This window comes from Streptomyces sp. NBC_00076 (assembly GCF_045041235.1).
Lineage (GTDB): Bacteria > Actinomycetota > Actinomycetes > Streptomycetales > Streptomycetaceae > Streptomyces.
The window spans coordinates 8,451,398-8,463,523 of record NZ_CP108242.1 but is presented as its reverse complement, the minus strand read 5'-3'; the positions used below and the strand labels follow the sequence as shown (position 1 = coordinate 8,463,523).

General features: G+C 68.5%; 12 protein-coding genes. 8 read left to right on the top strand and 4 right to left on the bottom strand.

Annotation, left to right across the window (positions count from 1 at the left end; all coding sequences use genetic code 11):
• Window positions 1-23 precede the first annotated feature (23 nt).
• Window positions 24-962, top strand: coding sequence for an ABC transporter ATP-binding protein (locus tag OHA64_RS37940; protein WP_405624280.1), 939 nt, complete (start codon window positions 24-26; stop codon window positions 960-962).
• Window positions 955-1,734 carry an ABC transporter ATP-binding protein gene (locus OHA64_RS37935; RefSeq protein WP_405621118.1) on the top strand — a complete coding sequence of 260 codons (780 nt, stop codon included), beginning with the start codon at window positions 955-957 and terminating at the stop codon, window positions 1,732-1,734. Before OHA64_RS37940 ends, OHA64_RS37935 begins: the two co-directional genes overlap by 8 nt.
• Before the next feature lie 45 nt (window positions 1,735-1,779).
• Here OHA64_RS37935 and OHA64_RS37930 read toward each other — a convergent pair whose 3' ends face one another.
• The gene (locus OHA64_RS37930) at window positions 1,780-2,421 is read right to left on the bottom strand and encodes a superoxide dismutase (protein ID WP_405621116.1); all 642 of its coding nucleotides are present in this window, start codon (window positions 2,419-2,421) and stop codon (window positions 1,780-1,782) included.
• Window positions 2,422-2,601: 180 nt separating this feature from the next.
• On the opposite strand from OHA64_RS37930, the gene OHA64_RS37925 reads away from it, so the two are divergent.
• The 3 genes from OHA64_RS37925 (at window position 2,602) to OHA64_RS37915 (ending at window position 4,895) form a co-directional block, all read left to right on the top strand.
• Window positions 2,602-3,054, top strand: a complete 453-nt coding sequence (locus OHA64_RS37925; protein WP_405621114.1) for a Fur family transcriptional regulator — start codon at window positions 2,602-2,604, stop codon at window positions 3,052-3,054.
• A 198-nt stretch (window positions 3,055-3,252) separates the two neighbouring features.
• Window positions 3,253-4,314: a tRNA (adenosine(37)-N6)-threonylcarbamoyltransferase complex transferase subunit TsaD gene (tsaD, locus tag OHA64_RS37920; RefSeq protein WP_405621112.1), complete on the top strand. Its 1,062-nt coding sequence runs from the start codon at window positions 3,253-3,255 to the stop codon at window positions 4,312-4,314.
• On the top strand, window positions 4,314-4,895 hold the full coding sequence (locus OHA64_RS37915) for a GNAT family N-acetyltransferase (RefSeq protein WP_405621110.1): 582 nt from the start codon (window positions 4,314-4,316) through the stop codon (window positions 4,893-4,895). The genes tsaD and OHA64_RS37915 overlap by 1 nt, the downstream gene beginning before the upstream one ends.
• A gap of 844 nt (window positions 4,896-5,739) precedes the next feature.
• On the opposite strand, the gene OHA64_RS37910 is transcribed toward OHA64_RS37915, so the two are convergent.
• From OHA64_RS37910 to OHA64_RS37900, 3 genes are all read right to left on the bottom strand, one after another.
• Entirely contained in the window at window positions 5,740-6,240 is a 501-nt protein-coding gene (locus OHA64_RS37910) for a GNAT family N-acetyltransferase (protein ID WP_405621108.1), read from the bottom strand.
• 316 nt (window positions 6,241-6,556) lie between these two features.
• Complete coding sequence (locus OHA64_RS37905) at window positions 6,557-7,048, bottom strand: nucleotidyltransferase domain-containing protein (RefSeq protein WP_405624278.1); 492 nt, start codon at window positions 7,046-7,048, stop codon at window positions 6,557-6,559.
• Window positions 7,049-7,331: 283 nt separating this feature from the next.
• On the bottom strand, window positions 7,332-8,423 hold the full coding sequence (locus OHA64_RS37900) for a transposase (protein ID WP_405621106.1): 1,092 nt from the start codon (window positions 8,421-8,423) through the stop codon (window positions 7,332-7,334).
• An 888-nt stretch (window positions 8,424-9,311) separates the two neighbouring features.
• On the opposite strand from OHA64_RS37900, the gene OHA64_RS37895 reads away from it, so the two are divergent.
• The 3 genes from OHA64_RS37895 to OHA64_RS37885 are packed head-to-tail and all read left to right on the top strand — an operon-like array spanning window position 9,312 to window position 11,644.
• A complete protein-coding gene (locus OHA64_RS37895) occupies window positions 9,312-9,683 on the top strand; it encodes a WXG100 family type VII secretion target (RefSeq protein ID WP_405621104.1) in 372 nt (123 codons plus the stop codon).
• On the top strand, window positions 9,680-10,957 hold the full coding sequence (locus tag OHA64_RS37890) for an RNase A-like domain-containing protein (protein WP_405621102.1): 1,278 nt from the start codon (window positions 9,680-9,682) through the stop codon (window positions 10,955-10,957). Before OHA64_RS37895 ends, OHA64_RS37890 begins: the two co-directional genes overlap by 4 nt.
• A gap of 27 nt (window positions 10,958-10,984) precedes the next feature.
• Window positions 10,985-11,644, top strand: coding sequence for a contact-dependent growth inhibition system immunity protein (locus OHA64_RS37885; protein ID WP_405621100.1), 660 nt, complete (start codon window positions 10,985-10,987; stop codon window positions 11,642-11,644).
• The last annotated feature ends 482 nt before the right edge of the window (window positions 11,645-12,126 follow it).

Here is a 12,126-nt window from a genome sequence, read left to right as displayed (position 1 = left end):
GCGGGCTGTCGGTGCGTTTCCTGATGCCGGGCGGGCGCCGGATCGCCGCCGTCACCGACGCGCACTTCGACGTGACGGCGGGCGAGTGCCTGGCCCTGGTGGGTGAGAGCGGCTGCGGCAAGTCCGTCCTCGCCTCCGCCCTCCTCGGCCTCCTTCCCGCCAACGCCCAGGCCACGGGCCGGGCGAGCCTCGGTGACCTGGATCTGGTCTCCGCCGACGAGCGGACCCTCGCCCGGACCGTGCGGGGCCGCCTGATCGGGCTCATCCCGCAGAGCCCCGCCGCGCATCTCACGCCGGTACGGACTGTCAGGGCCCAACTGGCGGAGACCATCAGCGCGTTGACCGGCGTTCGCGGGCGTGCCGCCGTACGGGCCGCGACCGAGTCGGCCGCCGTACGCGCCGCGTTTCCCCTCGGCCATCTCGACCGCCACCCGCACCAGCTCTCCGGCGGACTCGCCCAGCGAGCCGCCACCGCACTCGCCCTCGTCGGTGACACGCCCCTGCTGCTCGCCGACGAGCCCACCACCGGGCTCGACCGCGACCTGGTGGAGCACACCGTGGACGAGCTACGACGTCACGTCGACGGCGGGAGCGGACGCGCCCTGCTGATGATCACCCACGACCTGGCCGCCGCCGAACGCGTCGCCGACCGCGTAGCCGTGATGTACGCGGGCCGCATCGTCGAACTCGCCGACGCGGACGCCTTCTTCGGCGCCACCGGCCCCCGCCACCCCTACAGCCGCGGTCTCCTGCGCGCCCTCCCCGACCGCGACTTCGTCCCCATCCCGGGCATGCCGCCCGAACTCGGCGACCTCCCCGACGGCTGCGCCTTCGCCCCGCGCTGCGAGCGGGTCACCAACGCCTGCGCCGCCCTGCCACCGATCACCGGCACGGTCGCCTGCCACCATCCGCACGTGCCGGAGGGCATCCGTGCCAGACCGGAGGAGGACATCCGTGCTTGACCAATGGACATCTGAGCTTGGCCAGGGGACATCCGCGCTTGAACTGCGCGCCATCACCGCCGGATACGACAGGAAGTCCCCGGTGGTACGAGGCGCCTCCCTGGCCGTCGCCCCCGGTGAGGCGGTCGGTCTCCTCGGCCCCAGCGGCTGCGGCAAGTCCACGCTCGCCCGGGTCGCAGCCCTGCTGCACCGCCCCGACTCCGGCGACCTCATCCTCGACGGTGAACCCGTACGACGCTGGCGCCACCGCGCCCCGCGCACCCACCGCACCGCCTTCGGCGTCGTCTTCCAGCAGCCCAGGCTCTCCGCCGACCCCCGGCTGCGGCTCACCGAACTGATCACCGAACCCCTGCGCGCCACCGGCCGCCGCGAGGAGATACCGGACCGGGTGGCCGAACTGGCCACGACCGTCGGCCTGACGCCGGATCTCCTCGGCCGCCGACCCCACGAGGTCAGCGACGGCCAGCTCCAACGCGCCTGCCTCGCCCGGGCCATGGCCCTGCGCCCGCGCTGGCTGATCTGCGACGAGATGACCGCGATGCTGGACGCGTCCACCACCGCCGCGCTGGTGACGGCCGTCGAGGACTACCGCGCCACCACCGGCGCCGCCCTGCTGGCCGTGGGCCACGACCAGATCCTCCTGGACCGCTGGTGCGACCGCACGCTCCACTGGAACGACGTCACCGGCCGGACCCCACCGACGACGGAAGGGCTCCCACAAGTCACGTCCTTGCGGGAGCCCTTCGTTGTGCCGCCTGCGAGTGAAGGTTGAGAAGACGATCACGAGCAGGACGTCTGTGCGGACGCGACTACGGCGTCACGGCGCGAGCAGCAGGCTGTCGCCGCGCTCCTTGGCGGCGGCGTAACGCCGAGCCACGTCCTGCCAGTTGACGACGGCCCACATGGCGTCGATGAAGTCGACCTTCTGGTTCTTGTACTGGAGGTAGAAGGCGTGCTCCCAGGCGTCGAAGACGAGGATCGGGGTCGAGCCCTGGCCGACGTTGCCCTGGTGGTCGTAGACCTGCTCGACGATGAGGCGCCCGCTGAGCGGCTCGTACGCCAGCACGCCCCAGCCGGAGCCCTGCGTCGTCGCCGACGCCTTGGTCAGCTGCGCCTTGAAGCCGGCGAAGGAGCCGAAGGACTCGGCGATCGCGTCGGCCAACTCGCCCACACCGTCCTTCTCCAGGGGCTCGCCACCGCCGTCGCCGGTCATGTTCTGCCAGTAGATGGAGTGCAGGATGTGGCCGGAGAGGTGGAAGGCCAGGTTCTTCTCCAGGCCGTTGATCGACCCCCACGTCTCCTTGTCCCGCGCCTCCGCGAGCTGCTCCAGCGTGTCGTTCGCCCCCTTGACGTACGCCGCGTGGTGCTTGTCGTGGTGCAGCTCGATGATCTCGGGGCTGATCACCGGCGCCAACGCCGTGTAGTCGTACGGAAGCTCCGGGAGCGTGTAAACCGCCATGTCCAACGTCCTCCGACGTTATTGCGAATAGTGTGCAGCTGCACGCTAGCAGTAGTAGCGATATCTTTTCGATCAGGCATTGGACCTAGGACCTCTGCGGTATCGCGGAGCGGCGGCCGGCGGGCGGGCGGGCCCGTTCACACCCGAAGACCCATCGCCGGCCGCGAGAAGGACGACGGTGTGAGCAGGTCCCCGCAGGCAACGCACCACGACACGACGACTCCGCAGGGGCCTCGGGCGCTGCTGCGCCGACACGGACCGAGGTGCACGCCGAGCCGGTTGCGCGTACCGACCCTGCTTTCCGCGTCGGATCTCCATCTGCCCGTCACGGAGGTCTGCGAGCAACTGACGTGCCCCGGGGGTGCCGTGCACCCGACCACGGTGTACCGAACCCTGGAGACCCTCACGGTGGCCGGCCTGACGCACGCGGTGCACGGCCCCGGCCCGACGCGATACGGCAGCACCGGGGATCCTCACCATCACACGGCGTGTCAGCAGTGCGGGCACGTCGCGGCGCTCGCGAGCGAGCACCTGGCGGAGGCGACGAGAAGCATCGAGGAGCTGACCGGGCTGCGGCCCGACTCCTCGAGATCACTGCTGGTCTACGGCCGATGCGCCAGCTGCTATGGATGACCGCCTGAAGGGGTGCGGGGCGCCGCCCTGGAACGGACGCTGTCAGGCGGGACGACGCCCCGCACCCGTGACGCGTCGGCAGCGGCGTTGGGATTCGACCAGCCGCCTTCGCGCGCTCGGGTACACATCACCCGCGCCTTATTGCACACTACTTGCAACAACTTTTCCAGTGCAGGAAGAGAGGGAGAAGAGGTGGGCATGGGACGCACGGCATCCCCGATCGTGCTGGGCATCGAGTCGTCCTGTGACGAGACCGGCGCGGGTCTCGTCCGGGACGGCCGGCTGCTCGGCCACGCGATCGCGTCGAGCATGGACGAACACGCCCGCTACAGCGGCGTCGTCCCCGAGATCGCCGCCCGCGCCCACGTCCACTCCGTACGCCCTGTCATCCAGCGGGTGAACCAGGCGGGACTCGCGCTGTCCGACATCGGCGCGGTCGCAGTCACCACCGGACCGGGCCTGCCGGGCGCGCTCCAGTTCGGGCTCGCCGGGGCCAAGGGCATCGCGTACGCGCTCGGGGTCCCGCTGTACGGTGTGCACCACCTCGCCGGGCACGTCGCCGCCGACACCTTGGAGCACGGTCCGCTGCCCGACCCCTCCATGGTCCTGATCGTCTCCGGCGGCCACACCTCCCTCATCCTCGTCCGCGACCTGGCCCGCGACCCGATCACCCACCTCGGCGACACCCTCGACGACGCCGCCGGAGAGTGCTTCGACAAGGTCGCGCGGGTCTTCGGACTGTCGTACCCGGGCGGTCCGGCCATCGACCGGGCAGCGCGCACGGGAGATACGAGGGCCGTCCCCCTTCCTCGCCCGCTACCCGGCTCGTACGACTTCTCCTTCTCCGGACTGAAGACGGCCGCCGCCCGCTGGGCCGAAGGACATGTCGGCCGGGAACTGCCGGTCGCCGGCGGGGCCGCCTCACTCCAGGAGGCCATCGCCGACGTACTGACCCGCAAGGCGGTCGCCGCCTGCGTCGAACACGGGGCCGGCACGCTGGTCGTGGTCGGCGCAGTCGCCGCGAACTCGCGGGTGCAGTCGCTGGCCGAGGAACGCTGCCGCGCCGCCGGCATCACGCTGCGCGTGCCGCCCCTCAGGCTGTGCACGGACAACGGCGCGATGATCGCCGCCGTCGGCGACCTCCTCGTACACGCCGGAGCCGAGCCCGCGCCGCTGGACGTGTCCATCAACACGTCGGCGCCCCTGGAGTACGCGGCCCTGCATCCCGTCGCGACCATCACGAGGGCGGTGGCGGTGTGATGACCATCCGGCTCTTCAAGGGCGCTGATCTCCTCGCTCACTCCGACGCCCTGTACGCCGTCTACGTCGACGCCTTCTGCGCCCCGCCCTGGAACGAGGACGAGGCGAAGGCGGCCGAGTTCATGGAGCGCTTGGTGCCCAACGTACAGCGGCCGGGCTTCACCGCCGCGCTCGCCTTCGCCGCGATGGAGACCACTGGTCCGCAGGTCATCGGCTTCGCCACCGCCTGGACCACCCTCGCCCCCTTCCCCACCGACCGCTGTTACCCCCAGGCCGGCGCGGGTCTCGGCCCCGAACGCACCGTCGACTGGCTGTGCGGGGCCCGCGAGATAGACGAGCTGGCCGTCCATGCCGACGCCCGGGGCACCGGTCTCGCCGCCGACCTCCTAAGGACCGTAGCCGAGGACGCTCCCGACGGCCGCTCCTGGCTACTCACCTCGATCCAGTCACCGCGAGCCATGTCCTTCTACCGCAACCAGGGCTGGACCCAGGCCACCCACCCCTCCCCCGACGGCAAGGGCATCGCCGTCTTCCTCGGCCCCGGCCACCCGGCCCGTTCCCTGGCCGCCCTGCCCCTGTAGACATCACCGAGTCCCGTCTTGCGCACCGCCGAGATCCGCCGCCGCGTCTCAAGAGCAGCCACCTGGACGTGACACCCTCCAGCACCCTCGTCGTCTCCCCCGCCCGCCAGGCCGGACGCATCGCACTGCCCTCCCACGCGGCCGAAGAGACGATGAACACCGGCCCGACTTCCTCCCCACCGAGTCTCGACTCGCGTAGAGCATCGTCCGACTTCGCCATTCTCAGCGGCACTCTCGCGACCGCTCCCCAATGTCGTCGCCGACCTGCAGTCCAGAGGGCCTCAGCACTCTGTCGTGGGCACACCCTCGCCACAAGAATCTCGCGGAATGAGCGGCAACAGTGGGTCACCCGGATCCGCACCTACATGTAGAACGCGTACCGCGCTTCGGGTTCGTACGTGTCCGGAAGGTCGCGCAGGGTGGCTCCGACTTCGCCGGCGAAATCGCACCGTGACAGGTAGCCGTTCGGCGAAGCGCGCGGAGTTCCAGTTCATTTTCGTCAGCAGCAGGACCTCGCGGAGCAGGTCCCGGGCGCTGGAGTCGCGAACATGGTCGGTGATCTGAACCGGTGCCGCCACGTGCCCGTGCGGGTAGCGGCCGAGTGACGGCACGTATCCGGTCGTGTAGAGGTAACGATGGTCGCCAAGGCTGACGCAGGTGCCGCGGGGCGGAGGGTATTCGCCGTGGCGCATCACGCGTACGCCGGTGGAGGGAGCCAGGGCCACCAGGTCGTACTCGTAGTCGCTGAGCGCGTCCTCGAAGCCCTCGCGTTCCGCAGCAAAGAACCGTCACGTCCGCGCCGTCGGACAGGCGGAGCCACTTCGAACTTACCGCAGCGCGTCTCCTACGGCAGGGAACGGGTGAGCCACACCAGTTCGCCACTGTCTTCGGTCGAGACGTGGTCGCGCTGGAACCCAAGCTTTTCGAGGACGCGAAACGATGGCGCGTTCCAGGGACGCACCGTCGACCAGAGCCGTTTCCGCCCAGTCGCGATCGCCGCGTCGAGCACCGCGGACGCCGCCTCGGTGGCATAGCCCTGTCCGTGCACGCGCCGGAACAGCTCATAGGCGATCTCCGGCTCGTCAACCGAAGCTCGACCGACAGTGAGCCCGCAATACCCGATGAAGTCGCCCACATCGCGGCGGATGACGGGCAGCAGAGCAATCCCTGTCAGTGCCGACGCAGCGCGCTGATCCTCTATCATCCGCCGGTTGTCCTCGATCGACGGCATGCCACCACCCCGTTCGGCTACGAGCACACGATGGGCGTCGACATCAGCCTCGGTCCACGGACGCAACGTCAGCCGAGCGGTATCGAGTTGAAGCGTCATCGGCGAATACGGCATGACGACACTCTATCGACGCCCCTCCCCGAGCCGGAGCAACTGAGACGGACAGCTGTGGTCTGTCTCAACCGAGCCCACGCACCTCACCAAATCCAGTTCACGCAGGTCAGCGGGACGCATCAAAAGGAAGCGGGTTGAATTCGTAGCCGTCGTGAGTGCCCACCGTCGCCGACCAGTACAGGCCGGATAATTCAGCTGCCCGCGGTACGAGGGGAACTCCCGCACCGGACACACGTCCTCGACCCGAGCGGACGCCCTCGCAGCAAACCACCCGCCGGCCGCGTCCCCAAACTCACAGGGCAATACATCTGGCTCCTCAGAAGTGGGTGGCGACCCCGAAGACTCGGCGTAGTTGAGCCATGTCATGTCGATCGCGGTCCGTGGGCTCGTATCCCTGATGGAAGTAGACCTGCTGCTCGGCAGACAGACACGGGACATCCATCCCCTCAATGGTCCCCGTCACGAAGCACGAGGGGGGATAGGCGAAAGGACGTTCCGGTTCGGGTGACGCCTGCACCGCCGAGCCGTCACCTCCAAAGACGAGAGGATGAAGGTCGATCTCACGGCCATCCGGAGCCGTGACGACGAATCGAATGGGCCTCCAGCTCAGGCTCTCCACGAAACCCGCCTCAAAGAGAGCTGCCACCACAGCAGCCTCCTGGTCCTGCCGGTGCATCAGGTCCAAGTCGCGATGGTCTCGGGTCTGTTCGCCGATCAGAGCATCGATCCCCCATCCTCCACCGATCCAGACCTCTACCTCTGCCCGTCGCAGCAGGGCCAGGACAGACAACACGTCTTCAGCCGTCATCACGCGACGCAGGCTAGAGCCGATCACCTGGGACAGCGAACGAATTCCTCAACGGCTGCCAAGCCCGGTCAGGACCGTCCTCCCGAGCCAACAAGGAAACTGCCACCTTCACTGAGAACGCTGGAGGCCAGCGTCTCAGCATCCTGACGGAGCCAGCTCAGGGCCCACCGACCCCGACATGATCGACGAGACGCGTCCCCGGAACCCGTGAAGCGGTAGCTGAGACGACCTCCCAGACGCCCCTATGACGGGGGGACAGCGCATGCCCGTGGCTCGCCTGCCATCAGCGTACGGACGCGGCCCCGTCTACGCCGGACCCGCGCCGGAGCAAGCCGACGGGGTCCTCAGGTGTCACAGCCCCTATGGCGGGGTGCTGGTTGCAGCTGTTTGACCAGGTGGAAGACCTCCCGGGCCGCATAGCGCTTGAGGCAACGGACGATTTCACGCCGGGTCTTGCCCTCCTTGATCCGACGCTCGTAGTAGACCTGAGTGCGCGGATCAACCCGCAGCCGGGTGAACACGATGCGATGGAGCGCGGCATTTGCCTGACGGCGCGGAACTGCCGGCGTCCCGAGGAACGCTCGACAGGACTGACCCCGCACAAAGCGGCGAAGGACGCCTCACTGTCCAGGCGTTCCGGATTGTCCCCCACCGTGATCAGCAAGGCGACGGCCGTGTCCGGACCGATCCCCACCACATCGAGCAGCTGCGGGGCATGACATTTCACGAGGCGAGCCAGACGAGCGTCCACATCCCGGATCTGCTCGGAGAGCTGCCCGATCCGGTGAGCCAGCAGACCCAGCGTGATCCGAGTGGCCTGCAGCACCGACTCTTCGCCGACATCCTCGCGACCGCTCACGTCGGTGAACCGTGCACAGGTACGGAAGAGTTCGGCATTGCCCAGGCCGACCAGCTCTTCTCCAAAGGCGGGATCGGCGATGACGAGAACGGCCTTGAGCTGGTTGATGGTCTGGGTTCGGGCTTTGACAGCCGACGCCTTCGTGAGTTTGTACATCCTGGCGATCTGCACCGGCCCGTCGCCCGATTTGGCCCGCGCGCAGGCCCGCCCGCTCAATACGGCTCGCGCCGCGTTCTGGGCATCGAGCGGATCCGATTTGCCGCGCCGACGGCGATCCGCCCGGTCCATCCAGTTCACATCAAACACGTCCACGCCCTGGGCCAGCAGATAGCGCGACAGGGATGCCCCGTAGGAGCCGGTCCCCTCCACCCCGGCCCGCCTCACGGCTCCCGACCTCCTGGCCCACTTCAGCAGATCCCGATATCCGGCAGCGGTGGCACGGAACTCGTCGGTGGCCAGGACTGCCCCCGTCAAGGAAAGCACCGAAGCCACATGGGCATCACGATGTGCATCCACTCCCAACACCACTTCCCCCGCAGGGCGGCGACGGCGAGACTTCGGAGCAGGCGACGTACTGGACGTGGTCGAATTCGCCATACTCGATCCCTTCCCGGTCTTATGACATGGTGCGTTGCCGGTACCGGACCGCGTCGGGCGGTCAGAATCGTGAGGACGCCACAGCGATCGGCAGGCCCCTATCGGGACACGCCCCGCCAGTCCGGTACCGACAACGCACCATCCCCGGCCAACGGCCGACACTGTGACAGCGGGACACTTCGGTCAGAAATATCATGAGTCAGGCCCTGGGCCCGGGACAGCACCCGCCCATCCTCCCGCTGCCATCTCCCCCGCGCCCAGGGGCCGCAGAAGATGCTCAATCCCCCTCACGCAACACCCCGGAACCTGATCCCAACCGGCCACAACAGCGCAAGCAGACAAGCGGCGCGTTCAAAACCAGGTTCACGACGCCAAGGTGAGAGCGCGGCCTGCTATGGCGGCGCCGCGATGGTCCGATCAAGCCCGGAGCGACAGGCCCCGACGACCCCGCATTCGCCTGCCAGTCGCCACCAAGGTGCCGTGCCACCGGACGCAGATCATCTCCTCGCGCCGGGCTTCAAGCCGGTCATGGACCAGCCAGCGGCGCCTGCCCCGCCAACGACGCGGCCAGCGCCACCGGATCACGGAAGGCCGAGTCATCCGGGTGGGCGCTCGGGTGCGGGTTCAGGGGAACGGGGCTCGTCACCGGCGGAGCCTGTTTGCTCTCTCGGCCCCGCCCTCCGCCCTGCCCTGCGGAATCTTGAACGGATCTTTACTGCCGCTTGACGCTGCTCTCAGCTGCGGAACCTGCCCTCCACTTAGGGTTTTTGGGCTGGTGAGCCAACTGAGGGGACGGGGGGCAACACCATGGGCGACAAGGGCAGTGGCGGCGACGGCGAGATACTCGACATCAAGATCGCCGAGCTGAAGAAGACGGCCCCGCATTTCCACACGCACAGCACCGATCTCGCCAAGGCCCTGACCAAGCTCAAACTGGCACTGTCGGCGGCCGGTTCGCCGTGGGGCGACGACGATCAGGGCCACGCCTTCCACAAGGCGTACGGCCCGAACGTGAAGAAGATCGAGAACGCCTCCGACATCCTCGCCCAGGGCCTGGCCAGCATCCACAAGGCGATGACGGACATGGCGGACGGCCACATCGACAACGAAGAACTCGTCCGCTCGATGTTCAGCAAGATCAAGGCCACCCCGCACGACGGAAACGGCGCCCAGCAGTGAGTGGTGCCGCCGACAAGGCCAAGGAGATCGTCCAGGACGTCACCGGCATGTGGTGGCCGGATGCCGACGAGGGTGGGCTGCGCGACGCGGCCAAGGCGTGGCGAGACTTCGCCGACGACATCGAAGAGGTGACGGCCGCGGCGAACAAGTCCGCCCGCGGCATCATCGAGCACAACAAGGGCGAGGCGATCTCCGCCTTCGACGACCCGTATTGGCGTCGCTACTACTACGACGGCCACGGCTGGCTCCAGGACGTGATCGACGGCGCCCGTGACATGGCCAAAGCGCTGGACAAGTACGCCGACGTCGTCCATGCCGCCGTCAAGCGCCTGGAGCACGAGCTGGAGATCGTCGGCGCGACGATCATCGCCGGCACGGCACTGGCCGTCTCCACCTTCGGCATCTCCGAGGCCGCCGCGGCGGCGGCCACCGCCACCATCGTGGAACTCGCCGCGACCCTCGGCGTCACCGTCTCCACCGAGATCGCCACCATCGCCGCTACGACCCTCGCCACCGCCGCCTTCGCGGGCATCGAGTCTGTCACCGTCGACCTGGCCCTCACCCAGCCGATGTCCATCGCCCTGGGCGAGAGCAACGGCCTCAGCCTTGACGAGGCACGCCAAGCCACGCTCTACGGAGCCCTCACCGGCGGCGCTTTCGGTGGCGCGGGCGCCACCGTGAGGGCCGTGCGGGGCGCCGGCGGATGGACAGAACTGCTGGGTGGCGTCCGCGTCCCCGGGCTCGAACCCCAGGTCGCACTGCCCGGCGGACTGACGGCAAGTGCCGACGACCTCGGCCTGCTCATGAAGGGCGACGGCGAACCCAACGCCTGGCCACGCAACAAACGCAAGGGTGCGCAGAAGCCGAAGTACACGACAGACCTCGCAGCGGACGAAGGCAAGAACGGCGCGCATACCGGCGCCCGTCACGTCGAGGTCACCACCCGGGACCTCCGGGCCCGCCTGCGCGGGGACCCCGAACTGGACGCCGCCTCCCGGTACATCGACCACGCCTCGGCCCAGAAGCACACCCAGGCGGTAGTCCTCAAGCGGCAGAAGCAGATCGAGGACTGGTTGAACAACGGAAAGCCGGCGGGGAAGAAGGACTTCTCGGCCGAGCTGGGAGAGCCCACCGGAATGAGCTTGTCCCGCACCCACTTCAAGAACGGACTGCCCCCAGAATGGGTGACGGGGGCGAAAGTCGTCCTCAAGAAGGACCCGACCGTCCCTCTGGGCTACCGCGTCCTGACCTCCTACCCCGAAGCCACCTCGTAAGACCGCAACCAGACAGGTCCACAGCCCATGGCGCCCATCCACGACCGCTTCACGGAACTGCACAACCTCCTGCAGGCGTACGAATGGAGCGGCAACACATTCGACGACACGATGGAAGCACCCGGCGCAGCGCTCACCTCGTACCTGCGTGTCGTCGCGGCCAAACCCCAGCGTGCGGAAGCCGCAGTACGCGAGCTCGACGATCTGCTTGCCGTCGGCCTGTTCAGCGACGAGGTAGCCGACGACGTCGACCTCCTTCCGCACATCGAACCGCCGTCAGGCGTGAGCGTCGAGGACTGCCTGCGGGTCATCCGCCATCACCTCAGCCACTTCCTCGCGAAGCCGCCGGCCGACGGTTCCACCCACCGCCCGCAGACTGTCTGGGAGTGGCGTGAGCGGTTCCCCGCACTCGCCCACCTTCTGGGGTCCTACTTCCACCAGGACTTCTCCGCCGAATACCAGTCGCACGCTGAGGCCGTCGACGACTACCTGGCCCTGGAGTCCCCGGAGGACCACCGAGCCGCGGCCACGGACATCGACGCGTTCATCGCAGCCAACCCGAACGACGACGACCTGACCGAAGCCGCCCGTGTACTCGGTCTGCGCATCGCGCCTCCAAAGGGAGTTCCGCTGCGCCAGTGGCTCATCGACATCAGGGACATCCTCACTCACCACACTGCCGCCTGATCCCGCCCGGCGCGGCCGTCAGCGTGGTGCCCCGGTACTCGCCCCCCAACGGATCTCTACCCCCCATGATCCGCTCAAGTCACCGCTGGCCAGGCGGGCCCGTCACCCGCCAGCGTCCGTCGCTCCCTGTTCCGCCCTCGCGAGGGCTTGCAACCGAACGGAGCGCACAACCGCGAACGCGCCCACCGCCGTGTCCCCCAGAGCCCCGGCTGACGCGCGCCAACCGGGGTTCTGCATCGCCTGTCCTGTCACACGCGTGTCACGAACACCATCGACGCACCCGGACCGCAAGGACCCCGCCTACGCAACCGGCATCGTTTCGGACCACGTGGACGTCAGAAGACGGTTCCGACTACCTGTGCCACGTCGTGCCGAGCGACGGGCCGAGGATGAGCACCGGGGCGTCGTCCGGGCCGTCGAACCGGTACTGGAGGGCAGGGGTCTTCGTCTCGCTCACCGCTCCACGCTAACCGCCGCTTCTT